This is a genomic window from Agromyces lapidis (genome assembly GCF_009749405.1).
In the GTDB taxonomy this organism is placed as follows: domain Bacteria; phylum Actinomycetota; class Actinomycetes; order Actinomycetales; family Microbacteriaceae; genus Agromyces; species Agromyces lapidis.
Window position 1 is genome coordinate 684,496 of record NZ_WBIQ01000001.1, and the last position, 26,832, is coordinate 711,327.

The 26,832-nt window shown below is 71.8% G+C and carries 25 protein-coding genes; 22 read left to right on the plus strand and 3 right to left on the minus strand.

The genetic code is table 11. The annotated features are described in order from the left end of the window. Positions 1-150: 150 nt before the first annotated feature. From GQQ93_RS03010 to dapF, 7 genes are all read left to right on the plus strand, one after another. Entirely contained in the window at positions 151-459 is a 309-nt protein-coding gene (locus GQQ93_RS03010) for a helix-turn-helix domain-containing protein (RefSeq protein ID WP_157422714.1), read from the plus strand. Positions 460-532: 73 nt separating this feature from the next. After that, positions 533-778, plus strand: a complete 246-nt coding sequence (locus GQQ93_RS03015) for a DUF3046 domain-containing protein (RefSeq protein WP_157422715.1) — start codon at positions 533-535, stop codon at positions 776-778. A 285-nt stretch (positions 779-1,063) separates the two neighbouring features. After that, entirely contained in the window at positions 1,064-2,131 is a 1,068-nt protein-coding gene (gene recA, locus GQQ93_RS03020; protein WP_157422716.1) for a recombinase RecA, read from the plus strand. Between the two features lie 17 nt (positions 2,132-2,148). Continuing rightward, complete coding sequence (locus tag GQQ93_RS03025) at positions 2,149-2,955, plus strand: regulatory protein RecX (protein ID WP_157422717.1); 807 nt, start codon at positions 2,149-2,151, stop codon at positions 2,953-2,955. A 12-nt stretch (positions 2,956-2,967) separates the two neighbouring features. Then, complete coding sequence (gene miaB / locus GQQ93_RS03030) at positions 2,968-4,563, plus strand: tRNA (N6-isopentenyl adenosine(37)-C2)-methylthiotransferase MiaB (RefSeq protein ID WP_157422718.1); 1,596 nt, start codon at positions 2,968-2,970, stop codon at positions 4,561-4,563. Between the two features lies 1 nt (position 4,564). Continuing rightward, positions 4,565-5,485 (plus strand): tRNA (adenosine(37)-N6)-dimethylallyltransferase MiaA, encoded by a 921-nt coding sequence (gene miaA, locus GQQ93_RS03035; protein WP_157422719.1) that lies wholly within the window; start codon positions 4,565-4,567, stop codon positions 5,483-5,485. 5 nt (positions 5,486-5,490) lie between these two features. Then, positions 5,491-6,372 carry a diaminopimelate epimerase gene (gene dapF / locus GQQ93_RS03040; RefSeq protein ID WP_157422720.1) on the plus strand — a complete coding sequence of 294 codons (882 nt, stop codon included), beginning with the start codon at positions 5,491-5,493 and terminating at the stop codon, positions 6,370-6,372. 105 nt (positions 6,373-6,477) lie between these two features. On the opposite strand, the gene GQQ93_RS03045 is transcribed toward dapF, so the two are convergent. Beyond that, entirely contained in the window at positions 6,478-7,095 is a 618-nt protein-coding gene (locus GQQ93_RS03045; RefSeq protein WP_157422721.1) for a class I SAM-dependent methyltransferase, read from the minus strand. A 42-nt stretch (positions 7,096-7,137) separates the two neighbouring features. Between GQQ93_RS03045 and hflX the strand changes: the two genes are divergently transcribed. The 3 genes from hflX (at position 7,138) to metE (ending at position 12,239) form a co-directional block, all read left to right on the plus strand. After that, on the plus strand, positions 7,138-8,664 hold the full coding sequence (gene hflX / locus GQQ93_RS03050) for a GTPase HflX (protein WP_157422722.1): 1,527 nt from the start codon (positions 7,138-7,140) through the stop codon (positions 8,662-8,664). A 234-nt stretch (positions 8,665-8,898) separates the two neighbouring features. Next, the gene (locus GQQ93_RS03055) at positions 8,899-9,888 is read left to right on the plus strand and encodes a methylenetetrahydrofolate reductase (protein ID WP_157422723.1); all 990 of its coding nucleotides are present in this window, start codon (positions 8,899-8,901) and stop codon (positions 9,886-9,888) included. After that, positions 9,885-12,239: a 5-methyltetrahydropteroyltriglutamate--homocysteine S-methyltransferase gene (gene metE, locus GQQ93_RS03060; RefSeq protein ID WP_157422724.1), complete on the plus strand. Its 2,355-nt coding sequence runs from the start codon at positions 9,885-9,887 to the stop codon at positions 12,237-12,239. The genes GQQ93_RS03055 and metE overlap by 4 nt, the downstream gene beginning before the upstream one ends. Before the next feature lie 100 nt (positions 12,240-12,339). Here the strand turns inward: metE and lexA are convergent, their stop codons facing one another. Further along, positions 12,340-13,023 (minus strand): transcriptional repressor LexA, encoded by a 684-nt coding sequence (gene lexA / locus GQQ93_RS03065; RefSeq protein WP_157422725.1) that lies wholly within the window; start codon positions 13,021-13,023, stop codon positions 12,340-12,342. Between the two features lie 256 nt (positions 13,024-13,279). Here lexA and GQQ93_RS03070 point away from each other — a divergent pair, with 256 nt between their 5' ends. The 9 genes from GQQ93_RS03070 to GQQ93_RS03110 all read left to right on the plus strand — a co-directional run bounded on the left by GQQ93_RS03070 (position 13,280) and on the right by GQQ93_RS03110 (position 24,831). Further along, positions 13,280-13,717 carry a LysM peptidoglycan-binding domain-containing protein gene (locus GQQ93_RS03070; protein ID WP_246192036.1) on the plus strand — a complete coding sequence of 146 codons (438 nt, stop codon included), beginning with the start codon at positions 13,280-13,282 and terminating at the stop codon, positions 13,715-13,717. 67 nt (positions 13,718-13,784) lie between these two features. After that, positions 13,785-14,900, plus strand: a complete 1,116-nt coding sequence (locus GQQ93_RS03075) for a histidinol-phosphate transaminase (RefSeq protein WP_157422726.1) — start codon at positions 13,785-13,787, stop codon at positions 14,898-14,900. Further along, positions 14,897-15,511 carry an imidazoleglycerol-phosphate dehydratase HisB gene (gene hisB / locus GQQ93_RS03080; protein WP_157422727.1) on the plus strand — a complete coding sequence of 205 codons (615 nt, stop codon included), beginning with the start codon at positions 14,897-14,899 and terminating at the stop codon, positions 15,509-15,511. Before GQQ93_RS03075 ends, hisB begins: the two co-directional genes overlap by 4 nt. Beyond that, complete coding sequence (hisH, locus tag GQQ93_RS03085; RefSeq protein ID WP_157422728.1) at positions 15,508-16,146, plus strand: imidazole glycerol phosphate synthase subunit HisH; 639 nt, start codon at positions 15,508-15,510, stop codon at positions 16,144-16,146. Before hisB ends, hisH begins: the two co-directional genes overlap by 4 nt. 114 nt (positions 16,147-16,260) lie before the next feature. After that, complete coding sequence (priA, locus tag GQQ93_RS03090) at positions 16,261-17,007, plus strand: bifunctional 1-(5-phosphoribosyl)-5-((5-phosphoribosylamino)methylideneamino)imidazole-4-carboxamide isomerase/phosphoribosylanthranilate isomerase PriA (RefSeq protein WP_157422729.1); 747 nt, start codon at positions 16,261-16,263, stop codon at positions 17,005-17,007. Then, positions 16,991-17,818, plus strand: coding sequence for an SseB family protein (locus GQQ93_RS03095; protein WP_157422730.1), 828 nt, complete (start codon positions 16,991-16,993; stop codon positions 17,816-17,818). The genes priA and GQQ93_RS03095 overlap by 17 nt, the downstream gene beginning before the upstream one ends. A 108-nt stretch (positions 17,819-17,926) precedes the next feature. Further along, a complete protein-coding gene (locus GQQ93_RS03100; protein WP_157422731.1) occupies positions 17,927-19,372 on the plus strand; it encodes a pyridoxal phosphate-dependent decarboxylase family protein in 1,446 nt (481 codons plus the stop codon). Positions 19,373-19,439: 67 nt separating this feature from the next. After that, entirely contained in the window at positions 19,440-24,050 is a 4,611-nt protein-coding gene (locus GQQ93_RS03105) for an ATP-dependent helicase (RefSeq protein ID WP_157422732.1), read from the plus strand. Then, entirely contained in the window at positions 24,037-24,831 is a 795-nt protein-coding gene (locus tag GQQ93_RS03110; RefSeq protein WP_157422733.1) for a DNA-formamidopyrimidine glycosylase family protein, read from the plus strand. The genes GQQ93_RS03105 and GQQ93_RS03110 overlap by 14 nt, the downstream gene beginning before the upstream one ends. Before the next feature lie 27 nt (positions 24,832-24,858). Here the strand turns inward: GQQ93_RS03110 and GQQ93_RS03115 are convergent, their stop codons facing one another. Next, positions 24,859-25,170 carry a DUF1844 domain-containing protein gene (locus tag GQQ93_RS03115; RefSeq protein ID WP_246192059.1) on the minus strand — a complete coding sequence of 104 codons (312 nt, stop codon included), beginning with the start codon at positions 25,168-25,170 and terminating at the stop codon, positions 24,859-24,861. Between the two features lie 336 nt (positions 25,171-25,506). On the opposite strand from GQQ93_RS03115, the gene infC reads away from it, so the two are divergent. From infC to rplT, 3 genes are read left to right on the plus strand one after another with little or no spacing between them, the layout of a single operon-like run. Next, positions 25,507-26,127, plus strand: a complete 621-nt coding sequence (infC, locus tag GQQ93_RS03120) for a translation initiation factor IF-3 (RefSeq protein WP_157422734.1) — start codon at positions 25,507-25,509, stop codon at positions 26,125-26,127. 54 nt (positions 26,128-26,181) lie between these two features. Beyond that, positions 26,182-26,376, plus strand: a complete 195-nt coding sequence (gene rpmI, locus GQQ93_RS03125) for a 50S ribosomal protein L35 (RefSeq protein ID WP_157422735.1) — start codon at positions 26,182-26,184, stop codon at positions 26,374-26,376. A gap of 32 nt (positions 26,377-26,408) precedes the next feature. Beyond that, a complete protein-coding gene (rplT, locus tag GQQ93_RS03130; RefSeq protein ID WP_157422736.1) occupies positions 26,409-26,795 on the plus strand; it encodes a 50S ribosomal protein L20 in 387 nt (128 codons plus the stop codon). Positions 26,796-26,832: the final 37 nt, after the last annotated feature.

The following is a 26,832-nucleotide window of genomic DNA, read 5'->3' on the forward strand; positions in this document are numbered from 1 at the left end:
TAGTCTTCGTGAACACCCTGTTACATGTGGCAGGTTCACACGAAAGCCCCAGTGTGCGACGCTAGATTGGAAGCCACGAGCATCAGGTAGACTGACGCTCCCGTTTCCGGCTCCGGCGGAGTCGAAGGCAGTGTAGAAGGAGGTTCCCCGATGGTTCTGGTTCGACAGGAGATCGGCGATGTGTTGAGGGACTTCCGCCTGCAGAAGGGGCGAACGCTCCGGCAGGTCGCGTCCAAGGCGAGCGTGGCTCTGGGCTACCTGAGCGAGGTCGAGCGTGGTCAGAAAGAGGCCTCCTCCGAGATCCTCGCCTCGGTCGCCGAGGCGCTCGACACGCCCATCTCGGTGATCATGCACGAGGTCGGCGACCGCATCGCAGTGCTCGAGGGCCTCTCCGTGGTGCCCGACAGCCTGCCCGACGAGCTCGTCGCCGAGTTCGACGCCGAGATGATGGTCCGCTGAGCACGGCGACCCGATCGTCTTCACACGCTTCGGCCGGTCTTCGGACCGGCCGAAGCCATGTCCGGGAGGTTCCGTGAAGCTCAGCGAGTTCCAGATCGCCGTCGACGCCGAGTTCGGCGCAGGGTACGGCGGGGTCGTCGTGAACGATCTCGTGCTCGCCTCGCTCGGCGGGCGCACCGCGCGCGAGGCGCTCGCCGCCGGCATCCGGCCGCGCGAGGTCTGGCTCGCGCTCTGCGAGGCGACGGATGTCCCCGAGTCGCACCGGCACGGCGCAGGCCGCCCGACGCCGGGCGAGGCGCGGGGCGGCTCCGCGCGCTGACCCGGCTCGTCGTGCCGAAGACGCGTTCGACACGCGGAGTGTCGGTTCGAACATTCGTTCGGGTTCTGCGTTAGGCTCCTCAACAGCAGGAGGAACGGCGAAGCCATCCACATTCCGCCCGTCTCGGGCAGCGATGTCGGTGGCCGGCCATACGGTCGACTCGTCGCAACACACCGCAACCGCCTTGTCGCGAGACGCCGCGGGTCAGCACCGGTCAGCCGGGGCCCGCAACGTGGAACGACAGCCTAGAGGCAGCAGCACACGAGCATCGAAGGAGCCCACATCATGGCATCACCCGCAGACCGCGAGAAGTCACTCGAAGCCGCACTCGCGCAGATCGACCGCCAGTTCGGCAAGGGATCGGTCATGCGCCTCGGCAGCGAAGACCGCGCCCCCGTCGAGGTCATCCCCACCGGTTCGATCGCCCTCGACGTCGCACTCGGCGTCGGCGGGCTCCCGCGCGGCCGCATCGTCGAGATCTACGGTCCCGAGTCCTCGGGCAAGACCACGCTCACGCTCCACGCGATCGCCAATGCCCAGCGTGCCGGCGGCATCGCCGCCTTCGTCGACGCCGAGCACGCGCTCGATCCCGAGTACGCCAAGAAGCTGGGCGTCGACATCGACGCGCTGCTCGTCTCGCAGCCCGACACGGGTGAGCAGGCACTCGAGATCGCCGACATGCTCGTGCGCTCCGGCTCGATCGACCTCATCGTCATCGACTCGGTGGCAGCGCTCGTGCCGCGGGCCGAGATCGAGGGCGAGATGGGAGACTCCCACGTCGGCCTCCAGGCCCGACTCATGTCGCAGGCGCTGCGCAAGCTGACCGGTGGCCTCAACCAGACCAACACCACGATGATCTTCATCAACCAGCTGCGCGAGAAGATCGGCGTGTTCTTCGGCAGCCCCGAGACGACCGCGGGCGGCAAGGCGCTGAAGTTCTACGCCTCGGTCCGCCTCGACATCCGTCGCATCGAGACCCTGAAAGACGGCACCGAGGCGGTCGGCAACCGCACCCGCGTGAAGATCGTCAAGAACAAGATGGCCCCGCCTTTCAAGCAGGCCGAGTTCGACATCCTCTACGGGGTCGGCATCTCGCGTGAGGGCAGCCTCATCGACTACGGCGTCGACCAGGGCATCGTCAAGAAGTCGGGTGCCTGGTACACCTACGACGGCGACCAGCTGGGTCAGGGTAAAGAGAACGCCCGCAACTTCCTGCTCTCCAACCCCGACATCGCGGCCGACATCGAGCAGAAGATCCTCGTGAAGCTCGGCATCGGGCAGGCGGGGGCGGCGGCTGCCGCGGTGGCCCCGACGAACGTCGAGTCGATCACCGCGAAGCGCAAGGGCGCCTGAGCGGCGAGCAGTACACGATGACCGGGAATGAGGGCAGCATGCGCGACCCGTCGTCCGAGCACCTCGCCCCGGTCACCTACCTGCCGTGGGTGCGGCACGACGCCGCACCCACGAGCGAAGAACGTCCCGACGAGGGTTCGGCGGCGAGTCGATCTGCACCGGCGCGCCGCCCTCGTCGGGCATCCGAGGCGTTCGCCGAGCACGCCGCCGGCAACGAGGTTCCCGACCGCTGGTTCGGCGAAGAGGAGCCGAGTGAGCCGGTCGCCGCTCGCGACACGGGTTCGAAACGGTCGCGAGCCGCCCGGAGTGCCCACTTCGGCAGCGCCCCCGAGGGCGAGCCCGACGAGTCGGGCGTCGAGCGCGACGCGCGTATCGATCGACTCGTCGTCTCGAGGCTGAGTCGCTCGGCCCTCTCCGTCTCCGAGGTGCGTTCGGTGCTCGCCGAGCACGGGCTCGACGAAGTCGAGATCGAGCAGTGGATCGAGCGCTACGAACGGCTCGGCTACCTCGACGACGCACGTCTCGCCGAGCAGGTGGTGCACAGCCAGGGCGTGCGAAAGGGCAAGGGCAGCGGCGCCCTCCTGCAAGAGCTGGGTCGCCGTGGCGTCGACGCGGCGCTCGCGCGGGCCGCGGTCGAAGATCTCGACCCAGAGACCGAGCTCGAGAACGCCCGAGTCGTCGCCGAGCGTCGCGCCCGCCAGCTCCGCGGCCTCGACCGGCAGACCGCCGAGCGCCGTCTGTCGGCATTCCTCCAGCGCCGCGGCTATCCCGGCAACGTCGTGCGCGAGGCGGTGACGGCGGCACTGTCCGGCGAGGGCTCGTAAACTGGTGCGATCATGAGCACCATTCACGAGGTCGCCCGCGCCGAGGCGACGATGCCCGCGCCGCGCACCTACGAGGTCCGCACCTTCGGCTGCCAGATGAACGTCCACGACTCCGAACGGCTCAGCGGATCGCTCGAGGCCGCCGGCTACGTGCCCGCCGAAGGCAGCGAACCCGACATCGTCGTGATCAACACCTGCGCCGTGCGCGAGAACGCCGACAACAAGCTCTACGGCAACCTCGGCCATCTCGCGGGGGTCAAGCGTCGCCACGCGGGAATGCAGATCGCCGTCGGCGGCTGCCTCGCCCAGAAGGACAAGAACCTCATCCTCGAGAAGGCCCCGTGGGTCGATGTCGTGTTCGGCACGCACAACATGGGCGCACTGCCGAGCCTGCTCGAGCGCGCCCGCCACAACGACGAGGCGCAGCTCGAGATCCTCGACTCGCTCGAGGTGTTCCCCTCGACGCTGCCGACCAAGCGCGACTCGAGCTACAGCGGCTGGGTGTCGATCTCGGTCGGCTGCAACAACACCTGCACCTTCTGCATCGTGCCCGCGCTCCGCGGCAAGGAGAAGGACCGCCGTCCGGGCGAGATCCTCGCCGAGATCCAGGCGCTCGTCGACGACGGCGCGATCGAGGTGACCCTGCTCGGCCAGAACGTGAACTCCTACGGCGTCGAGTTCGGCGACCGTCAGGCGTTCGGCAAGCTGCTGCGCGCTGCCGGGCAGATCGACGGACTCGAGCGCATCCGATTCACGAGCCCGCACCCCGCCGCCTTCACCGACGACGTGATCGACGCGATGGCCGAGACGCCCAATGTGATGCCGCAGCTGCACATGCCGCTCCAGTCGGGTTCCGACCGCATCCTCAAGGCGATGCGCCGCTCGTACCGCTCCGAGAAGTTCCTCGGCATCCTCGACCGGGTGCGCGCGAAGATCCCGAACGCGGCGATCTCGACCGACATCATCGTCGGGTTCCCCGGCGAGACCGAAGAGGACTTCCTCGAGACCATGCGGGTCGTCGAGGCCGCACGCTTCGCCTCGGCGTTCACCTTCCAGTACTCGATCCGCCCCGGCACGCCCGCGGCGACCATGGAAGACCAGGTTCCGAAGGAGGTCGTGCAGGAGCGCTACGAGCGACTGATCGCACTCCAGGAGCGCATCTCCTGGGAGGAGAACCAGCAGCTCGTCGGCCGCGCGGTCGAGGTGCTCGTCGCGAACGGCGAGGGCAAGAAGGACGCAGAGACGCACCGCCTCAGCGGCCGCGCCGAAGACAGCCGTCTCGTGCACTTCGAGGTGCCCGAGGGTTCCGAACTGCCGCGCCCGGGCGACGTCGTGTCGGTCGTGATCACGCAGGCGGCGCCGTTCCACCTCATCGCCGACTCCACCGACGACGCACCGCTCCGCGTGCGGCGCACCCGCGCGGGCGACGCGTGGGACCGCGCGCAGGCCGAGAGCTGCGGCGTGCCCACGACCGGTTCGAGCGCGACTGCGACCCAGGGCCGTGTCTCGCTCGGCCTGCCCTCGTTGCGCGTGCGCGGCAGCGAGCCACTCGTCTCGCCGGGGGTCGGCACCATGCCGATCTACGACCCGACCGACGGTCAGCGCTGACGTGAGCCTCGTCGCCGTCGTCGGCGCCACCGGCACCGGCAAGTCGGCGTTCGCACTCGACCTCGCCGAGGCGATCGAGCGCACCGGGCGCGGTGCCGAGGTCGTGAACGCCGACGCCATGCAGCTCTACCGCGGCATGGACATCGGCACCGCGAAGCTCTCGCCGGTCGAGCGCCGCGGCGTGCCCCATCACCTGCTCGACGTGCTCGACGTCACCGACGAGGCCTCGGTCGCCGAGTACCAGACCCTCGCACGAGCGCGCATCGACGAGATCATCGCCCGCGGTGCCGTCGCCCTCCTCGTCGGCGGATCGGGGCTCTACGTCTCCTCGGTCATCCACGACTTCCGCTTCCCCGGCACCGACCCGGTGGTGCGCGCGCGCCTCGAGGCCGAGCTCGAAGAACACGGGCCCGGAATGCTGCATGCGCGCCTGCGCGACATCGACGCCGAGACGGCGGCGAAGGTCGACCCGCAGAACGGCCGCCGCGTGGTGCGCGCGCTCGAGGTGATCGAGGTCACGGGGGAGCCGGCGGCGGCCCGACTGCCCGACGAGCCGGTGCCGTGGCGCGAGCATCGCATCGTGCACCTGCGCGCCGATCGCGCGACGCTCGTCGAGCGGCTCGACGAGCGCGTGCACGAGATGTGGCGGCTCGGCATCGTCGACGAGGTGCGCGGCCTCGTGCCGCTGGGAATCGAGCGCGGCGTCACCGCGCGCAAGGCCATCGGTTACGCGCAGGCGCTCGCCGAGCTGCAGGGGCGGATGCCTCGCGCCGAGGCCGTGGCCGAGACGCAGCAGCTCACCCGCACCTACGCGAGACGCCAGGTGGGCTGGTTCAAGCGCTATCGCGACGCGGTCGTGATCGACGCCGACGACGTCGTCGCCCGGGGCGCCGAACTGGCCCGCCAGGCCGCCCTAGACTGAGTCGCATGCCGTTCGATCTGCGATTCACCAAGGGCCAGGGCACGGGTAACGACTTCGTGCTCTTCAGCGATCCCGAGGGTGAGAACGAGCTGTCGCCGACGCAGATCGCCGCGGTGTGCGACCGGCATTACGGCGTCGGCGCCGACGGCGTCATCCGCGCGGTGCGCTCGCAGAACCTCGACGACGGTGCGGCGGCCCTCGCGGCCGATCCGCGTGCGGTGTGGTTCATGGACTACTGGAACGCCGACGGCACCGTCTCCGAGATGTGCGGCAACGGCATCCGGGTCTTCGTGCGCTACCTGCTCGACCAGGGGCTCGCCGAGCTGCACCCGGGCGCCGAGATCGCGATCGGCACGCGCGCGGGCGTCCGACTCGTCACGCGCACGGCGACGGGCTTCCAGGTCGACCTCGGACCGTGGCGCCTCGCCGGCGGCGAGCCGCTCGTGCGCGCCAAGCAGCTGCCAGTGGCCAGGCCCGGCCTCGGCATCGACGTGGGCAACCCGCACGTGGTCGTCGCCCTCGCCGACGACGACGAGCTCGAGGGCCTCGACCTCGCCTACTCGCCGATCCTCGACCCCGAGCCCGAGGCCGGCGCGAACATCGAGTTCGTCGTGCCCGCCGAGCCGCTCGTCGAAGACGGGGTGGGGCGCATCCGCATGCGCGTTCACGAGCGCGGTTCGGGCGAGACGCTCTCGTGCGGCACCGGCGCCGTCGCCTCGGCGCTCGCGGTGCGGCACTGGGCGGGCGCCTCGGCGCCGAACGACTGGCGCGTGCAGGTGCCTGGCGGCGTGCTCGGCGTGCGCATGTTCGAGGCCGCCGACGGCGAGCACGTGGCACTCGCAGGGCCGGCCGAACTCGTCTTCGACGGCGTGCTCACGCTCGCCTGAGCGAACGGTGCTCGCGGGAGGACCCGCGGCGTGCATGCCTCCGACCTCGGGCGGAAACCCCGGGGCCTCGGCCGTGCGTCGGGTGTTCCGGCGCGGGCGAATGGGTCAGGCGGATGCCGCGTGCGCGACCCGCAGCACGCGGAAGCCCTTCGCGTTCGCGGCGCGCTCGACGTCGAGCCCGAGTTCGGCGCCGATCCAGCGCTGCAGCGACTCGGCGCCGAGGTGCTTCGCGACGACGAGCCAGGCTGCCGCGTCGACGGCGCCGTCGAGGCGCGGGAGCCAGCGGGTGAGCAGTGCGTGCAGCTCGGCCTTGCCGACGCGGATCGGCGGGTTCGACCAGATCGCGGCGAACCGCACCGCTTCGGGAACATCGTCGGGCAGCACGGCGTTGAGATTCGTGACACCGAGTCGTGCGGCGTTCTGCCGCGTGAGTTCGAGCGCGCGTTCGTTGACATCGACGGCCCACACGGTGGCATCCGGCGACTGGAGCGCGAGCGAGAGCGCGATCGGACCCCAACCGCACCCGAGGTCGAGCAGATCGCCCGACACCGGGGGAGCGGGCACATGGTCGAGCAGCGCACGAGTGCCCTGATCGAGGTGCTCGGGGCTGAAGACTCCGCCCGCGGTCGTGAGTTCGACCTCGCGGCCGGCGAGGGTCGCGCGGATGGTGCGGGTGCGCGAACTGCTCGACGGTGACGCGGAGAAATAGTGGTCGGAACTCATACAGGGAACCTATCGCAGCGATTGGAACTAGTCTTGAACGTGATGAATGAAGCCGAACAGACCACCGCAGACGACGCCGTCGAGCGGGTGCTGCGCGGCGCTGAGTCGAAGGCCGGGCTGACCCGGTTCGGCTCCGGCTCCGCCGAGGCGCTCATGGAGCACGGATCCGAAGGCGCCGCGGGCGCCGACACCGACGGCGAGCAGTTCGACCGCGACGCGCGCGCAGCGCTGCGTCGCGTGGCCGGGCTCTCGACCGAACTCGAAGACGTCACCGAGGTCGAGTATCGGCAGCTCCGGCTCGAGAACGTGGTGCTCATCGGCGTGTACTCGCAGGGCTCGCTCGACGACGCCGAGAACTCGATGCGCGAACTCTCTGCCCTCGCCGAGACGGCGGGCGCGCGCGTGCTCGACGGCGTGCTGCAGCGGCGCCCGCACCCCGACCCGAGCACCTACCTCGGTCGCGGCAAGGTCGAAGAGCTGCGTCACATCGTCGCCTCGCTCGGCGCCGACACGGTCGTCGCCGACACCGAGCTCGCCCCGAGCCAGCGGCGTGCGCTCGAAGACGCCGTCAAGGTGAAGGTGATCGACCGCACGGCCGTCATCCTCGACATCTTCAGCCAGCACGCGAAAAGCCGCGAGGGCAAGGCCCAGGTCGAACTCGCACAGCTCGAGTACCTGCTGCCGCGTCTGCGCGGCTGGGGCGAGTCGATGTCGCGTCAGGCCGGCGGTCAGGTCGGCAGCGCCGGTGCGGGCATGGGCTCGCGCGGCCCGGGTGAGACGAAGATCGAGCTCGACCGTCGCCGCATCCACTCGCGAATGGCGAAGCTGCGCAAGCAGATCGCGGGCATGAAGCCCGCCCGCGATGCGAAGCGCGCGAACCGCAAGCGCAACGCCATCCCCTCGGTCGCGATCGCCGGGTACACGAACGCCGGCAAGTCGAGCCTGCTCAACCGCATCACGGGCGCGGGCCTGCTCGTCGAGAACGCGCTGTTCGCGACTCTCGACGCCACGGTGCGTCGCAACACGACCGCCGACGGCCGCGTGTACACGCTCGCCGACACCGTCGGTTTCGTGCGCAACCTCCCGCACCAGCTCGTCGAGGCGTTCCGCTCGACCCTCGAGGAAGTCGGCGACTCCGACCTCATCGTGCACGTCGTCGACGCGGCCCACCCCGACCCGGCCGGGCAGATCGCCACGGTGCGCGACGTCATCGGCGAGGTCGGCGCACGGGACATCCCCGAGCTGATCGTCTTCAACAAGGCCGATCTCGTGACGCCCGAAGACCGCCTGGTGCTGCGCGGGCTCGAGCCCGGCGCCGTGTTCGCCTCGGCGCGCACGGGCGAGGGCATCGACGAGGTGCTCGCGGCGATCACGCGCATGCTGCCCGACCCGGCGGTCGAGATCGACCTCGTCGTGCCCTACGACCGGGGCGACGTCGTGTCGACGCTGCACGAGACCGGCCGGGTGCTCTCGGTCGACTACCTCGAGGCGGGCACCCGTGTGCGCGCGCTCGTGTCGCCCGAGCTCTCGGCCCAGCTGGCCGGGTTCGCGGCCGCCGTCGAGGCCTGATCGCGCAACACGTCGAGCCCTTCGGCGTCACTCTGCGTCACCTCGCGTCATAGAGGCTCGGCGGCTCCGATCGGCGCGTATCGTCGCTCCTGATCGTCGGTGCACGGCCGGATGCCGGGCACCAGGAGCGACCGCCGAGCCCGGCACCCGCCCGCGAGACCCACCCGCCGATACCGGCCGGGGGACGCGGCCTGCCGCGCTTCCGCCGCATCGGCTGCGCCACGCAGGAGTCCCATGGCAGCCACCGGTTCCGACCCCAGGGATGGGGATCGCCGGGCGCGCCCGCCGGTCTCGTTCGAGCTGTTCCCGCCTCGATCGGATGCCGCGGCGCTCGCGCTCGGCCGCACGATCGACCGGCTCGCCGAGGCCGATCCCGCGTTCATCTCGGTGACGTTCGGCGCCGGCGGCTCGTCGCGCGACCGCTCGCTGACGGTGCTCCGCTACATGCTCGAGCACACCGCCGTCGAGCCGATGGCGCACCTCACCTGCGTCGGATCCTCGCACGAGGAGGCGAACCGGCTCGTGCGCGAGTTCCTCGACGCCGGGGTGACGAGCTTCCTCGCACTGCGCGGCGACCCGCCGACGGGAGCCGGCCCCGACGCGGGCATCGGCGACCTCGGCAGCGCGGCCGAACTGGTGCAGCTCATCCACCGGGTCCAAGAGGAGCGGGAGCCGTTCGCCCAGGTCGGCGTGCCGGGCGTTCCCGGGGCATCGCGCATCCGCGAGCGGCCCCGGCCCGAGCGCGTCGCGGTCGCGGCGTTCCCCACGGGGCATCCGCGTTCTCGGAGCGCCCATCAAGACGTCGACGCCCTGCTCGCGAAGGAGATCGCTGGGGCGACCCTCGCGATCACGCAGCTGTTCTGGCACGCCGACGACTACCTCGGTTACGTCGACCGAGCCCGCGCCGCAGGCGTCACCATCCCGATCCTGCCCGGCATCATGCCCGTCACGACGCCGGCCAGGCTCGCCCGGCTCGCCGAGCTCACCGGGGTCGAGGCGCCGTCCGAGCTCGCCATCGACCTCGAGATCGAACCCGATCCCGGGACCCAGGCGGAGCTCGGGGTCGCCTACGCGGCGCAGCTCGCCGCCGGGGTGCTCGCGGGCGGTGCGCCCGGACTGCACCTCTACACCTTCAATCGTCACGAGGCCGTGCTGGGCGTGCTCGCCCGGCTCGACCTCGGCGTCTCAACCCAGCTCGTCAATGAGAGGAACACCGCACGATGACCGCACCCGCCTTCCCCACCGGCACCATCCTGGGCTACCCCCGGATCGGCCGACGTCGTGAGCTCAAGCGCGCCGTCGAGGCGTTCTGGGCCGGCACGATCGACGCGGACGAGCTCGAGGCGACCGCCGCCGAGCTGCGCTCGGCCACCCGCGAGCGGCTCGCGGCTCAGGGGCTCGACCGCACCGGTTCGGCGATCCCCGAGTCGTTCTCGTTCTACGACCAGGTGCTCGACGCCGCGGTCGCCGTGGGCGCGGTGCCGACGCGCTTCGCCCGGTTCCTCGGCGACGACGGCAGCGTCGACCTCGGCGCGTACTTCACGATCGCCCGCGGCGTCGGCGACGACGCCCCGCTCGAGATGACGAAGTGGTTCGACTCGAACTACCACTACCTCGTGCCCGAGATCGGCCCCGACACCTCCTTCTCGCTGCACGCCGAGCGAATCCTCGCCGAGTTCGCCGAGGCGAAGGCGCAGGGCTTCCTCACGCGCCCCGTCGTCGTCGGTCCGGTGACCTTCCTGCTGCTCGCGAAGGCCGCCGACGACGCCCCCGAGGGCTTCCGCCCGATCGACCGGCTCGCCGAGCTCGTTCCGGTCTACGAATCGCTGCTCGCCGAGCTCGCCCGCGCCGGCGCCGCATGGGTGCAGCTCGACGAGCCCGCACTCGTGAGCGAGTCGATCGACGAGCCGCGCGCCCGCGTGCTCGAGTCGGCCGCCGCGGCCTACGACGCGCTCGGCGCGCAGGAGGAGCGCCCGGCGATCTTCGTCGCCGCGCCCTACGGCTCGCTCGACGACGCGCTGCCGGTGCTCGCCGCGACTCCCGTCGAGGCGATCTCGCTCGACCTCGTGCGCGGTTCCCTGCCCGAGAGCCTCGACCCCGTCACCGCCGAGGCGCTCGCCGCGAAGACGCTCGTCGCGGGTGTCGTCGACGGTCACAACATCTGGCGCGGCGACCTCGCGGACGCGTTCGATCGCGTCACCGCGGTGCAGCGACTCTCGGGCAGCGTCGCGGTGTCGACTTCGACCTCGTTGCTGCACGTGCCCCACGACGTCGAGGACGAGCAGGCGCTCGACGCCCGCCTCGTCTCGTGGCTCGCCTTCGCCGACCAGAAGGTCGCCCAGGTCGCGACCCTCGCGCGCGGGCTCGCTGAGGGGCGCGACGCGATCGCCGCCGAGCTCGACGAGGCATCCGCCGCCCTCGCCGACCGCAGCGCCGCACCCGGCGTGCGCGTGCCCGCGGTGCGCGACCGTCTCTCGGCGCTCGTCGGCGGCGACTTCGACCGCGGTGACTACGCCGCCCGCGTCGCCGCGCAGACCGAGCTGGAGCTGCCCGAGCTGCCGACCACGACGATCGGTTCGTTCCCGCAGACGAGCGACATCCGCCGTGCCCGAGCCCGGCTCGGCAAGGGGGAGCTCGACTCCGACGGCTACGCGCAGCTCATGCGCGAGGAGATCGAGCGGGTCGTGCGCCTCCAGGAGGAGATCGGCCTCGACGTGCTCGTGCACGGCGAGCCCGAGCGCAACGACATGGTGCAGTACTTCGCCGAGCTGCTCGACGGCTTCGCCGTCACCGAGCACGGCTGGGTGCAGTCGTACGGTTCGCGCTGCACGCGTCCCTCGATCCTCTGGGGGGATGTCTCGCGGTCGGCCCCGATGACCGTCGAGTGGTCGTCGTACGCGCAGTCGCTGACCGAGAAGCCCGTCAAGGGCATGCTGACCGGCCCGGTGACGATCCTCGCGTGGTCGTTCGTACGCGACGACCAGCCGCTCGGCGACACCGCGCGCCAGGTGGCGCTCGCGCTGCGCGACGAGATCGCCGATCTCGAGCAGGCGGGAATCAAGGTCATCCAGGTCGACGAGCCGGCGCTCCGCGAACTGCTGCCGCTGAAGCTCGCCGACCAGCCGGCGTACCTCGACTGGTCGGTCGGCTCGTTCAAGCTGGCCACGGCGGGCGCGGCGGCGGCGACGCAGGTGCACACGCACCTCTGCTACTCGGAGTTCGGCGTCGTCATCGACGCGATCAAGAACCTCGACGCCGACGTCACCTCGATCGAGGCGGCCCGCAGCCGCATGGAGGTCGTCGACGACCTCGCGACGAGCGGGTTCGACCACGGCATCGGCCCGGGCGTCTACGACATCCACTCGCCGCGCGTGCCGTCGACGGCCGAGGTGCAGGCGCTCCTCGAGCGCGCGGTCGCCGAGATCCCGGCGTCGCGGCTCTGGGTGAACCCCGACTGCGGCCTGAAGACGCGCGGCTACGACGAGACCGTCGCCTCGCTCGAGAACATCCTCGAGGCGACGCGCGCGGTGCGCGCCGGGCTCGACGCGCGGGCGCAGCCGGCACTCGCGGGCTAATCCGACGACGAAAAGGGGGCGGATGCCGCGTGGCACGCGGCATCCGCCCCCTTCAGCGTCTCGGCGGGGTGAGCGCGACCTGCTCGCCCCGCGGCGGTCGTCAGACGGCGCGCAGCACCGAGACGACCTTGCCGAGCACCTCGGCGTGGTCGCCGACGATCGGCTCGAACGCGCTGTTGCGGGGGAGCAGCCAGGTGTGGCCGTCGCGCTGCCGGAAGACCTTGACGGTCGCCTCGCCGTCGAGCATCGCCGCGACGATCTCGCCGTTCTCGGCGGTGCGCTGCGATCGCACGACCACCCAGTCGCCGTCGCAGATGGCGGCATCGATCATCGAGTCGCCGACGACCTTGAGGATGAACAGCTCGCCCTTGCCGACGAGCTGGCGGGGGAGCGGGAAGACCTCTTCGATCTGCTGCTCGGCCGTGATCGGCACACCGGCGGCGATGCGTCCGACGAGCGGCACCATCGCGGCGTCGCCGACCGGGGCGGCGTCGCCCGTCGCCGGGGCGCGCTCGTCGAGCCCGGGCACCTCGATGAGGATCTCGAGCGCGCGGGGCCGGTTGGGGTCGCGCCGCAGGTAGCCGGCGAGCTCGAGCTGGTTGAGCTGGTGCGTGACGCTCGACAGGGAGGAGAGTCCGACGGCGTCGCCGATCTCGCGCATGCTCGGCGGATAGCCGCGGCTCGCGACGGAGCGCTGCACCACTTCGAGGATGGCGAGCTGCTTGGCGCTGAGGCTCTTGCGTCGACGCGCCCTTCCGATGTCACGCACGTCGCTGTCGCTCACGGTCTCCGCCCCTCGTTGCGATCGCCTCGCGATCGGATGTCGGTGGTGTCTGCTGCACTGTTTCCAGACATTCGAAACTGTATCCGCCTCACAGGGGTGCGGCAAACATTCGTTCGAGTGTGTCGGGGTATTCGTGCATGAGAAAGGCCGTGCGGGGTACTTGCCTTCGAATTCTTTCGAAGATATATTCGGAACAGAGATTCGCATTCGGTCCTCCCGGCCGAGGGCCGGATGCGATTCACTCAGGAGGTGTGAGATGAGCGCAGCGATCATGACCGGCGGGTACGCCCCGGTGCAGACCCGCCCGGTGTCGACCCGCCCGGGGCGGCTCCGCGAGCCCGACCGCGTCGCCCGTGCCGGCGCGGTCGACGAGGCTGCGGTCCGAACCCGCCTGCGGTTGACCCGCCGGGGCCGCGTCGTCTTCACGACGCTCGCCGGGCTCCCGCTCATCGTCTGGGCGTTCGTCGTCGTGCTCGGGGCGGGCGGTGCGGCGGCTGACGTCTCGGGCGCCGACGCTGGCGCCGCGCTCGAGTACGTCACGGTCGACGCGGGCGGCTCCCTCTGGGAGATCGCCGAGTCGATCGCCCCGACCGCCGACCCGCGCGACACGATCGCCGAGATCCTTCGTATCAACGGCCTCGACGAGGCCACGATCGTGCCCGGGCAACGACTCGCCGTGCCGGCGGGCGAGTAGCAGAGCCACCCGGTCACACAGGGTCTCACGGAGGGCCGCCGGCCTCCGCCGTGGCTAGCATGGTTCGGTGACGAGTCTCGATGATCTCCCCATCCGCGACGACCTCCGCGGGCGTTCGCCGTACGGCGCCCCGCAGAAGTCCGTCCCCGTGGCGCTCAACGTCAACGAGAACACGCATCCCATCCCCGAAGACGTCGCTCACGACATCGTGGCCCGCGTCGCCGCGGCGATCCTCAGGCTGAACCGCTACCCCGATCGCGAGTTCACCGAGCTGCGCGAGGCACTCGCCGGCTACCTCGGCCACGGCCTCGCCCCCGAGCAGATCTGGGCCGCGAACGGGTCGAACGAGGTGCTCCAGCACCTGCTGCAGGCCTTCGGCGGCCCCGGTCGCCGGGCCCTCGGCTTCGACCCGACCTATTCGATGTACGGGCTGCTCGCCTCGGGTACCGGCACCGAATGGATCGCCGCGCCCCGCGACGACGACTTCGAGCTGAGCCCCGAGACCGCGGTCGCCGCCGTGCTCGAGCACGACCCCGACCTGGTGCTGCTGTGCGCCCCGAACAACCCGACCGGCACCCCGCTCGGCCTCGACACGATCCGTGCGGTCGCCGACGCCGCCCGCGGCATCGTCATCGTCGACGAGGCGTACTTCGAGTTCGCCGAGCCCGGCACGCCGAGCGCGCTGACGCTGCTCGAGGGTCGGCCGCGCCTCGTCGTCTCCCGCACGATGAGCAAGGCCTTCGCCTTCGCCGGTGCCCGGGTCGGCTACCTCGCCGGAGATCCTGCGACCATCGACGCGCTGCGCCTCGTGCGGCTCCCGTACCACCTCTCCGCGCTCACCCAGGCGGCCGCGCTCGGCGCACTCGCACACTCGGGCGAGATGCTCGCGATGGTCGACGAGATCCGCGGGCAGCGCGAGCGCATCTCCGCCGAGCTCGTGCGACTCGGATTCGCCCCGCACCGCAGCGGATCGAACTTCGTGCTCTTCGGCGGCGTCGACGACCCGCACGCGGTCTTCGAGGCGCTCCTCGAGCGCGGCATCCTCATTCGCGAACTCGGCATTCCCGGGCACCTGCGGGTGACCGCGGGCACCGAGGCCGAGACGACCGCGTTCCTCGAGGCGATCGCCGTGTTCGCCCCGGTCGGGGCGGCGGGCGCCGTCGAGAATAGGATCGACGCATGAGCGGCCAGACCCAGAACCGCGCGGTGCGCGTGCAGCGCGAGACCAGCGAGTCGAGCATCGACCTCTCGATCGACCTCGACGGCACCGGCGCGAGCGACATCGAGACGGGTGTGCCGTTCTACGACCACCTCCTGACGGCGTTCGCGAAGCACTCGCTCACCGACCTCACCGTGCGCGCCGCGGGCGACGTCCACATCGACGTGCACCACACCGTCGAAGACACGGGCATCGTGCTCGGCCAGGCGATCCGCCAGGCGCTCGGCGAGAAGCGGGGCATCTCGCGCTACGGCGACGCCCTCGTGCCGCTCGACGAGGCGCTCGCGCAGGCCGTCGTCGACATCTCGGGGCGCCCGTACCTCGTGCACACCGGTGAGCCCGCCGGCTTCGAGTTCCACCTCATCGGCGGCCACTTCACCGGCTCGATGGTGCGGCACGTCTTCGAGGCGATCACGTTCAACGCCGGACTCACCGTGCACGTCACCGTGCTCGGCGGTCGCGACCCCCACCACATCGCCGAGGCCGAGTTCAAGGCGTTCGCCCGGGCGTTCCGCCAGGCGAAGGCGTTCGATCCGCTCGTCACCGGAATCCCGTCGACGAAGGGCGCGCTGTGAGCCGCAGCCGTCGCGTCGTCGTGCTCGACTACGGCTCGGGCAACGTGCACTCGGCCGCGAAGGCGCTCGAGGCCGCGGGTGCCGAGGTCGAGGTCACGGCCGACCGTCGAGCGGCGAGCGAGGCCGACGGGCTGCTCGTGCCGGGCGTCGGCGCCTTCAAGGCCGTCATGGAGCAGCTGCGCGCGGTGCGCGGCGACGAGATCATCGATCGACGGCTCGCGGGCGGTCGCCCGGTGCTCGGCATCTGCGTCGGCATGCAGGTGCTCTTCGAGCGCGGCGTCGAGCGCGGTGTCGACACCGAGGGGCTCGGCGAGTGGCCGGGTGCGGTCACCGAACTGCCTGCCGCGGTGCTGCCGCACATGGGCTGGAACACGGTGACCCCCGACGCCGGTTCGGTGCTCTTCGACGGTATCGAAGACGAGCGCTTCTACTTCGTGCACTCCTTCGCGGCGCAGCAATGGCATCTCGACGTGATCCCGCCGTTCCCCGGGCCGAAGCTGACCTGGGCCGAGCACGGTGGCCCGTTCCTCGCCGCGGTCGAGAACGGCCCGCTCTCGGCGACGCAGTTCCACCCAGAGAAGTCCGCCGACGCCGGCATCCGGCTGCTGTCGAACTGGATCGGCACCCTCGGCTGACGGAGGGCCGAGACCGTGCGTGTCATGGTCACGGCGCTCCAGCCTTGGACGACTAAGCTTCTGTGACTGTGCCGACCGTCGATTCCCGGCGGCATTCCGCGAACGAGGACAGTGATGAGTGAGTTCAACAAGACCCCCGGTCTCGTGCTGCTTCCGGCAGTCGACGTCGCCGGCGGCAAGGCCGTCCGCCTGACGAAGGGCGAAGCCGGCACCGAGACGAGCTACGGCGACCCGGTCGACGCGGCCGTCGACTGGGCCGACCAGGGCGCCGAGTGGATCCATCTCGTCGACCTCGACGCGGCCTTCGGGCGCGGCTCGAACGGCGGCATCCTGAAGAAGGTCATCCGGCAGGTGCGCGGCGTGAACGTCGAGCTGTCGGGCGGCATCCGCGACGACGAGTCGCTCGAGCACGCCCTCGAGATCGGCGCGAAGCGCATCAACCTCGGCACGGCGGCGCTCGAGAACCCCGAGTGGGCCGCCTCGGTCATCGCCCAGTACGGCGAGGCGATCGCGGTGGGCCTCGACGTGCGCGGCACGACGCTCGCCGCCCGCGGCTGGACGAAGGACGGCGGCGACCTCTGGCAGGTCGTGGACCGCCTCGAAGAGGCCGGCGCCGCCCGCTACGTCGTCACCGACGTCACCAAGGACGGCACGCTGCAGGGCCCCAACATCGAGCTGCTGCGCCAGGTCATGGAGCGAACCGAGCGCCCGGTCGTCGCCTCGGGCGGAATCTCGAGCCTCGACGACATCGTCGCCCTGCGCGAACTCGTGCCGCTCGGCCTCGAGGGCACCATCGTGGGCAAGGCCCTCTACGCCGGCGCGTTCACGCTGGCCGAGGCGCTGGATGTCGCCTCACGCTGACGACCCGGCGGGCGAGCGCGGGGACGCCCCGGCGACCCCGCCGTCCGCTGCGGACTCCGCCGGTGTGCCCTGGGCGGGGCGCTCCTTCGAAGCGAACCCCCACGCCGCCGATGACGGCAGCGCTCCTGCCGAGCTCTCGGAGGCGATCGCACGGTTCCGTGCGGGAGCGGGCGGGCAGTCCGAGGTCGTCGCGGCGTTCGGGCGATCGCGCCTGCTGATCCCGCTGCTCGCCGAGCTCGGCGACGGCGGCACCGAGACGGGTGCGCACGGCCTCGCGGTCGACAAGAGCCAGGAGCTCTCGATCGTCACGGTGGCCGGCCCCGACGGGCGCGCGGTGCTGCCGGTGTTCTCGTCGGTCGAGGCGATGTCGCGGTGGAATCCGGTCGCACGGCCGGTGCCCGCCGACGGCGTGCGCGTCGCACTTGCGGCAGCCGACGACGGCACCGAGCTCGTCGTGCTCGACCCCGGCTCGCCGGGCGAGTTCGTGCTGCGGCGTCCCGCCGTCTGGGCGGTGGCGCAGTCGCTGCCGTGGCGGCCGCCGTTCGAGTCCGACGCCGTGCGCGACGCCTTCGAGCGCGCCGCCGAACGAGAGCTCTCGGTGCTCGGGGTGACGCTGCTGCCTGGCGACCCCGCGGCGAGGCTCGCCGGCCCCGAGCTGATCGTGCGTCTCGAGCTCGTCGCGGGCCTCACCCGCGAGGTGCTCGACGCGACGACGACCAGGCTCGCGCACCGCTGGGCCGCCGATGAGGCGATCGCCACGGGTGTGGACTCGCTCGCCGTGAAGCTCGTCGGCGGAGCATCCGACCGCTGAACCGGTGACCGTGCCGCCGCCCGTCCGGTGACCCGTTCCGGTGGTTGACCGCCGACCCGACCGGGAGCATGATCGGAGGGCGCGACGGCGCGGAATCCAGGTGCGGCCATGACCGAGCATCCCGATGCGGAACGACGAGACGACGGCGCCGCCGGCGACGCCGGCGACGACGGCGACGACGAGGGCTACGACGCGGCGCTCGACCGGGCCGCGGTGCACGCCCGGGCCTGGCTCGACGGCGTCCGTGAGCGCCCGGTGCCGCCGTCGGCGACCACCGACGAGGTGCTCGACCGGCTCGGCCGCACCCTTCCCGAGCGCGGCGAGCCCGCAGCGGCGGTGATCGACCACCTCGCCGCCGCGGCGGAGCCCGGGCTCATCGCGATCGGGTCGCCGCGCTTCTACGGCTGGGTGATCGGCGGCACGCACCCCGCGGCCCTCGCCGCCGACTGGCTGGTCTCGAGCTGGGACCAGAACACCGGGCTGCGCACGATCACCCCGGCCGCGGTCGCCGCGGAGGAGCTCGCGGGCGAGTGGCTCGTCGACCTGCTCGGGCTGCCTGCGGGCAGCGAGGTCGGCTTCACCACGGGCGCGACGATGGCCCAGTTCACGTGCATGGCGGCGGCCCGCGACGAGGTGCTCACCCGGGTCGGCTGGGACGTCGAGGAGGCCGGACTCGCGGGCGCCCCGCGGATCCGCTTCATCGTCGGCGAGGAGCGGCACGGCACGGTCGACCTCGCCGCCCGCTATCTCGGACTCGGAGCGCCCATCATCGTGCCGCCCGACGAGGAGGGGCGGATCCGGGTCGATGCGCTTCGCGAGACGCTCGCCGCAGGCGAGGGCCCGGCGATCGTGCTGCTGCAGGCCGGCAACATCCACTCGGGCGCCTTCGACGACTTCGGGGGTGCGATCGCCGCGGCGCACGACGCCGGCGCCTGGGTGCACGTCGACGGTGCGTTCGGCCTCTGGGCCGCGGCATCCCCCCGCCTCCGACACCTCACCGCAGGCATGGCCGACGCCGACTCGTGGTCGACCGACGCGCACAAGACGCTCAACGTGCCGTACGACTCGGGCCTCGCGATCGTGCGCGACGGCCGCGCCATGCACCGTGCGCTCAGCATGCATGCGAGCTACCTGCAGGCGACCGAGGTCGGGGCCGACCCGCACGAGAAGGTGCCAGAGCTCTCGCGGCGGGCGCGCGGCGTGCCGGTCTGGGCGGTGCTGCGCTCGCTCGGTCGGGCGGGCGTCGCCGAACTCGTCGACGGACTGGCGGCGGCCGCGCGGGGCCTCGCCGACGGCATCGGGCGACTGCCCGGCGTCGAGGTGCTGAACGAGGTCGTCTTCACGCAGCTGTGCATCGCGCTCGCCGACGATGCCGCGACCGAGGCGCTCAGCGAACGGCTCTGGGCGGAGGGCGACGTGCTCGCGATGACCTCGCGCTGGCACGATCGCGCCGTGGTGCGCTTCTCGGTCAGCAATTGGCGCACGGATGCCTCGGAGGTGCGCCGCACGGTCGACGCCGTCGCCCGTGCGCTCGCCGCGGGCGAGGCCCGCTAGCCGTGGTGCGGCGCGCGAGTGCGGGTCCGCCGGCGCCCGCGTCGGTGGCATCCGCTTGAATGGAGGCATGACCGAGGCGCTCGCGGAGTTCTCGCCCGCGACCAGGGCGTGGTTCACCGAATCGTTCACCGAACCGACGGCGGTGCAGCGCGGCGCGTGGCAGGCGATCTCGCGCGGCGAGCACGCGCTCGTGGTCGCGCCGACGGGCTCGGGCAAGACGCTCGCGGCGTTCCTCTGGGCGATCGACCGGCTGCACCACGAGGCATCCGACCCGGCGACCACCGGCACCCGGGTCGTCTACCTCTCGCCCCTCAAGGCGCTCGGCGTCGACGTCGAGCGCAACCTCAGGGCACCGCTCGTCGGCATCGCGCGCACCGCCGCGGCGCACGGCCTCGAGGTGCCCGAGGTCTCGGTCGGCGTGCGCTCAGGAGACACGCCCGCCTCCGAGCGCCGCTCGCTCGTCGCGCGGCCGCCCGAGATCCTCATCACGACCCCCGAGTCGCTCTACCTCATGCTCACCTCGCAGGCGCGAGAGACGCTGCGCGGCGTCGAGACCGTCATCGTCGACGAGATCCACGCGGTCGCTGGCACGAAGCGCGGCGCGCACCTGGCGGTCTCGCTCGAGCGGCTCGATGCCCTGCTCGCGAAGCCCGCCCAGCGCATCGGGCTCTCGGCGACCGTACGCCCCCTCGACGAGGTCGCCCGATTCCTCTCCGCGGCCGCACCCGTGACCGTGGTCGCCCCGCCCAGCGAGAAGCGCTTCGAGCTGCGCGTCGAGGTGCCGGTCGAAGACATGTCGCGCCTGCCCGCGAGCGACGACGCGACGGGGTCGATCTGGCCGCACGTCGAGCAGGCGATCCTCGATCGGGTGCTCGCGCACCGCTCGTCGATCGTCTTCGCGAACTCGCGGCGCCTCGCCGAGCGGCTGACGGCGCGCCTCAACGAGCTCGCGCTCGAGGCCGACGAGCAGGCCGCCCTCCTCGCCGCCGCTGCGGCGAGCGGGCCGCCCGCCGCGCTCATGGCGCAGTCGGGGCAGACCTCCGGTGCCGCCCCGGTCGTGGCCAGGGCCCACCACGGCTCGGTGAGCAAAGAGCAGCGCGCCGAGATCGAAGACGAGCTGAAGTCGGGCAGGCTGCGCTGCGTCGTCGCGACGTCGAGCCTCGAGCTCGGCATCGACATGGGTGCGGTCGACCTCGTCGTGCAGGTCGAGTCACCGCCGTCGGTCGCGAGCGGGCTGCAGCGGCTGGGCCGCGCGGGCCACCAGGTGGGCGAGGTCTCGCGGGGCGTCATGTTCCCGAAGCATCGCGCCGACCTCGTGCACACGGCCGTCGCCTCCGAGCGTATGCTCGCGGGGCGGATCGAGACCCTCAGGGTGCCCGCGAACCCGCTCGACATCCTCGCCCAGCAGACGATCGCCGCCGCGGCCGTCGACGAGCTCGACGTCGAGGCGTGGTTCGAGACCGTGCGTCGCAGCGCCCCGTTCCAGCACCTGCCGCGTTCGGCGTACGAGGCGACGCTCGACCTGCTCGCCGGCCGATACCCCTCCGACCGCTTCGGCGAACTGCGGCCGCGCGTCGTCTGGGATCGCGAGGGCGGCACGATCTCGGGGCGACCCGGAGCGCAGCGGCTCGCGGTGACGAGCGGCGGCACCATCCCCGACCGGGGCATGTTCGGCGTGTTCCTCGTCGGCGACGACGCCACCGGGCGCCGGGTCGGCGAGCTCGACGAGGAGATGGTCTACGAGTCCCGGGTCGGCGACGTCTTCGCGCTCGGCGCGACGAGCTGGCGCATCCAGGAGATCACCTTCGACCGGGTCAACGTGGTGCCCGCCTTCGGCCAACCGGGGCGGGTTCCGTTCTGGAAGGGCGACGCCATCGGCAGGCCCGCCGAGCTCGGGCGCGCGCTCGGCGGCTTCATGCGCGAGCTCTCCTCGGCCGACGAGCCCGACGCACTCGCACGCGTCGCCGCCGCGGGTCTCGATGCCAATGCCTCCGCGAACCTGCTGGGCTTCCTCGCCGACCAGCGCGCCGCGACCGGCGCCGTGCCGAGCGATCGCACGCTCGTCGTCGAACGCTCGCGCGACGAGCTCGGCGATTGGCGCATCATCCTGCATTCGCCGTACGGCATGCCGGTGCACGCGCCGTGGGCGCTCGCCGTCGGCACCCGCGTCCGTGAGCGGCACGGCGTCGACGGCGCGGCGATCGCGGCCGACGACGGCATCATCGTGCGCATTCCCGACACCGGCGGTGAAGCGCCAGGCGCCGAGCTGTTCGTCTTCGACGCCGCCGAGCTCGAGCCGCTCGTGACCGAGGAGGTCGGGGGATCGGCACTGTTCGCCAGCCGGTTCCGCGAGTGCGCGGCGCGGGCGCTGCTGCTGCCGCACTACCGGCCGGGGCAGCGTTCGCCGCTCTGGCAGCAGCGGCAGAAGTCGGCCCAGCTCCTCGAGGTCGCGAGCGACTACCCGACGTTCCCGATCATCCTCGAGACGCTGCGCGAGGTGCTGCAAGACGTCTACGACGTGCCGGCGCTCGTCGCCGTCGCCGGCGAGATCGCCTCCCGCAAGATCCGGGTCGTCGAGACGACGACCGACTCGCCGAGCCCGTTCGCGAGCGCACTCCTGTTCGGCTACGTCGGCGCGTTCATGTACGAGGGCGACGCGCCGCTCGCCGAGCGACGCGCCGCTGCGCTCGCGATCGACCAGGCGCTCCTCGGCGAGCTGCTCGGTCGGGTCGAGCTGCGCGAGCTCCTCGACCCTGCGGTCATCGACGAGGTCGAGGCGGAGCTCCAGCGGCTCGCGCCCGAGCGGCGCGCCCGCGGCGTCGAGGGCGTCGCAGATCTGCTGCGTGCGCTCGGTCCGCTGACGCCCGACGAGATCGCCGCCCGGGTCGACGCCGAGACCGACGTGGGGGCGGCGATCGCCGACCTCCTCGCCGCCCGTCGCGCGGTTCGCGTCGGCTTCGCCGGTCGCGAGCAGCTCGCCGCGGTCGAAGACGTCGGGCGCCTGCGCGACGCGCTCGGGGTGCCCGTGCCGCCGGGCGTCGCCGCGGCGTTCGAGGCGCACGTCGTCGACCCGCTCGGCGACCTCGTGAGCCGCTACGCTCGCAGTCACGGCCCGTTCACCGTCGACGACGTCGCCGCGCGATTCGGCGTCGGGGTGGCCGTCGCGCGGGGGGCGCTGCGACGTCTCGCCGATGAACGGCGGGTCGTCGAGGGCGAGTTCCGTCCGCACGGCACCTCGACCGAGTGGTGCGACGCCGAGGTCCTGCGCCGGCTCCGGCGCCGTTCGCTCGCAGCGCTGCGTCACGAGATCGAGCCGGCGCCGCAGCTCGCACTCGCGAGGTTCCTGCCGGCGTGGCAGCGCGTCGGCGCGGGAGTCCGCGGCATCGACGGCGTGCTCTCGGCGATCGAGCAGCTCGAGGGCGCGCGGCTTCCGGCCTCGGCGTGGGAGTCGCTCGCGCTGCCGGCGCGCGTCGCCGACTACTCGCCCGCCATGCTCGACGAGCTGATGAGCTCGGGCGAGGTGCTCTGGGCGGGGTCGGGCGCGCTCTCGGGCGACGACGGCTGGGTGAGCCTCCATCTCGCCGAGTCCGCCCCGCTCACCCTGCCGTGGTCGCCAGAGGTCGATCTCGAGCCGCTCGAGCGCGAGGTGCTCCTCGCGCTCGGCTCCGGCGGTGGGTTCTTCTTCCGACAGCTCGCCGACGCCGTGGGCGCCGCGGGGTCGTTCGAGGCACCGCCCGACGACGCGGCCCTCGTCGACGCCCTCTGGTCGCTCGTCTGGTCGGGCCTCGTGACGAACGACACCGCGGCCCCGCTGCGCGCACTCGTCGGCGGCGGCCGCAGCGCGCACAAGCCGCAGCGTCCGAGCGCCCGCGCCCGAGCGCTCCGCGGGCGCAGCCTGCCGCGGGCGGCCATGCCGAGCCGCACCGGCCCGCCTTCGGTCGCCGGGCGCTGGTCGGTCCTCCCGGTCGCCGAGACCGACGCCACCCGCCGCGGGCACGCCCTCGGCGAGACGCTGCTCGACCGCTACGGCGTCGTCACGCGCGGCACGGCCGTGGCCGAGGGGGTGCTCGGCGGCTTCGCGCTCGTCTACAAGACCCTGCGCGGCTTCGAAGAGTCGGGGCGCGCGCGGCGCGGGTACTTCGTCGAGCGTCTCGGTGCGGCCCAGTTCGCCGCCCCCGGCGCGGTCGATCGGCTACGGGCGCTCGTCGATCCCGCGAACGAGCCTGGCGAGGGCGGGGTCGCGTCCGAGTTCGCGGTCGGTTCGGCGCCCGCCGCCGGTTCGGTGCCCGGCAGACGCGGGCTCGGCCCGGCGCTCGTACTCGCCGCGACCGATCCGGCGAACGCCTACGGCGCGGCCCTGCCGTGGCCCGAACCGCCCGGCGAGAGCTCGCACCGGGCGGCCCGCAAGGCGGGTGCTATGGTGGTGATCGTCGACGGCGAGCTCATCGCCTACGTCGAACGCGGCGGCAAGACGGTGCTCGTCTACCGCGACGACGAGCAACGGCTCGCGCTCGCGGCTCAGGCCCTCGCCGCGACGGTGATCGCCGGCCGGGTGCGACGCCTCGCGGTCGAGTCGGTGAACGGGGCGTTCGTGCTCGGCACGGCATTCGGCCGGGCGCTCGGCGCGGCCGGATTCGGTGAGACCCCGCGCGGAGTACGGCTCGATGCCCGAAGGTGACAGCGTCCACCAGGCCGCGGCGCGACTGCGTTCGGCGCTCGCGGGCGAGGTGCTCACCCGCACCGAGTTCCGCGTGCCCGCGTTCGCGACGGTCGACCTCGCCGGCGAACGCGTCGACGAGGTGCTCGCCCGCGGCAAGCACCTGCTGATCCGCACACCGACGCGCACCGTGCACTCGCACCTGAAGATGGAGGGGGAGTGGCGCGTCCTCGCGCCGGGGGAGCGCTGGCCGAAGCCCGCGCACCTGGCGCGCGTCGTGCTCGAGACCCGCAGTTCTGTCGTGATGGGCTTCGAACTCGGACTCGTCGAGGTGCTGGCACGAGTCGGCGACGAGCAGGCGCTCGCGCACCTCGGCCCCGACCTGCTCGGCCCCGACTGGGATGCGGCGGAGGCGGTGCGCCGCCTCGCCGCGAGCCCGTCGACGCCGATCGCGGTCGCGCTCCTCGACCAGCGCAACCTCGCCGGGCTCGGCAACGTCTACGTCAACGAGCTGTGCTTCCTCCGAGGCATCCGCCCCACCCGAGTCGTCGGCGAGGTGCCCGAACTGCCGGCGGTCGTGGCGCTCGCCCACCGGCTGATCGTGGCGAACCGCGATCGCCGGGCGCGCGTGACCACCGGGATCGACCGTCGCGGCCGACGGCTCTGGGTCTACGGGCGCGCCGGTGCGCCGTGCCTGCGCTGCGGCACGGCGATCGAACGCGGCACCCTCGGCCGCGCGGTCCGCGCCGGCGACGACCCGCAGGAGCGGGTGGTCTTCTGGTGCCCGAACTGCCAGCGGTGACACCGCAGTCCGGGCCGCGCACGTGCGTCAGCTGACGGGGCCGGTCCACTTCTCGCCGGGGCCCTGCCCGATCGGGTCGGGGATCGACGAGGCCTCGCGGAACGCGAGCTGCAGCGAGCGCAGTCCGTCGCGCAGCGAGCGAGCGTGCATGTCGCTGATCTCGGGCGCCCCCGCGGTGATGAGCCCGGCGAGGGCGTTGATGAGCTTGCGCGCCTCGTCGAGGTCGAGCTGCTCCTCGGGGTTGTCGGCCAGGCCGAGCTTCACTGCGGCGGCACTCATGAGGTGCACGGCTGCGGTCGTGATGATCTCGACGGCGGGCACCTCGGCGATGTCGCGCAGCGCGCCGTCGACCGACTCGTTGACGGCCTCCTCGTAGCGGTGGGTGGACTCGTCGGAACCCGGGGTGATGGGCGAACTATGTGACACAGACTTCCTCTGCTAGACTGCTTCGGGCTCCGGGGCTTTCCCCCGGTACGAAAGTGGAGATTCTCCCACCCGCGCATACCGCTTCATCAAGGTTACCGGGTCGATTGCACTCCGCTCCCACGCGGTGGTTCACCAGAACCGCAGCGGGGGAGTAGACAGGGTGCCGTATGAGTCGCGGTGAGATTCCGCGCGAAGTACGTGAATTCTCCTCCTTCGGCGCACAGACAGCTTGAGTAGAGGAGTACACGCATCAGCGATCCCCGTACCAATGACCGCATCCGCGTTCCCGAGGTCCGCCTCGTGGGCCCCGGCGGAGAGCAGGTCGGCGTCGTGAAGATCGAGGTGGCCCTGCGGCTCGCGCAGGAGGCCGACCTCGACCTCGTCGAGGTCGCACCGAACTCGAAGCCGCCGGTCGCCAAGATCATGGACTACGGCAAGTACAAGTACGAGGCTGCGCAGAAGGCGAAAGAGGCCCGGCGCAACCAGGCGAACACGATCCTCAAAGAGGTCCGGTTCCGTCTCAAGATCGACAAGCACGACTACGAGACCAAGATGAAGCGCGCCATCGGCTTCCTGAAGGCCGGCGACAAGGTCAAGGCGATGATCCTCTTCCGAGGCCGCGAGCAGTCGCGCCCCGAGATGGGTGTCCGCCTCCTCCAGCGCTTCGCCGAAGACGTGGTTGAGTTCGGCACGGTCGAGCACAACCCGACGATCGACGGCCGCAACATGGTCATGGTCATCGCGCCCCTGAAGAACAAGTCCGAGGCCAAGGCCGAGGCGAATGCACAGCGTGCTGCGGCGAAGGTGCGCCCGGCGGCGGAAGCCGCGGACGACGCCGACGCGCAGACGGCCGAGCCGACCGAGGCATAGGCCAACACCCCCGTCCGTCACCCGCATGACGGCAGAACCAAGGAGAAACACGAGATGCCGAAGCAGAAGACCCACTCCGGGTCCAAGAAGCGCTTCAAGTTGACCGGCACCGGCAAGGTCAAGAAGCAGCAGGCAGGTATGCGCCACAACCTCGAGGTCAAGGCCTCGAAGCGCAAGGCGCGCCTCAACCAGGACAAGATCGTGGCTGCGCCCGACGCCAAGAACATCAAGAAGCTGCTCGGCCACTGAGCCGCGACACCCGTTAAGGAAGAAACAGAGTCATGGCTAGAGTCAAGCGCGCAGTCAATGCGCACAAGAAGCGTCGCGTCATCCTCGAGCGTGCCGAGGGCTACCGCGGTCAGCGTTCGCGCCTGTACCGCAAGGCGAAGGAGCAGGTCACCCACTCCCTCGTCTACTCGTACAACGACCGCCGCAAGAAGAAGGGCGACTTCCGTCGCCTCTGGATCCAGCGGATCAACGCGGCCTCGCGTCAGAACGGCCTCACCTACAACCGCCTGATCCAGGGCCTCGGCCTTGCGGGCATCGAGGTCGACCGCCGTATCCTCGCGGAGCTCGCCGTGAACGAGCCCGCGACCTTCGCCGCGCTCGTCGAGTCGGCCAAGAAGGCCCTCCCGGCCGACACCTCGGCCCCGAAGACCGCCGCGTAAGAAGGCGACTGTCTCCACTGGGCCAGACACCTCGGCC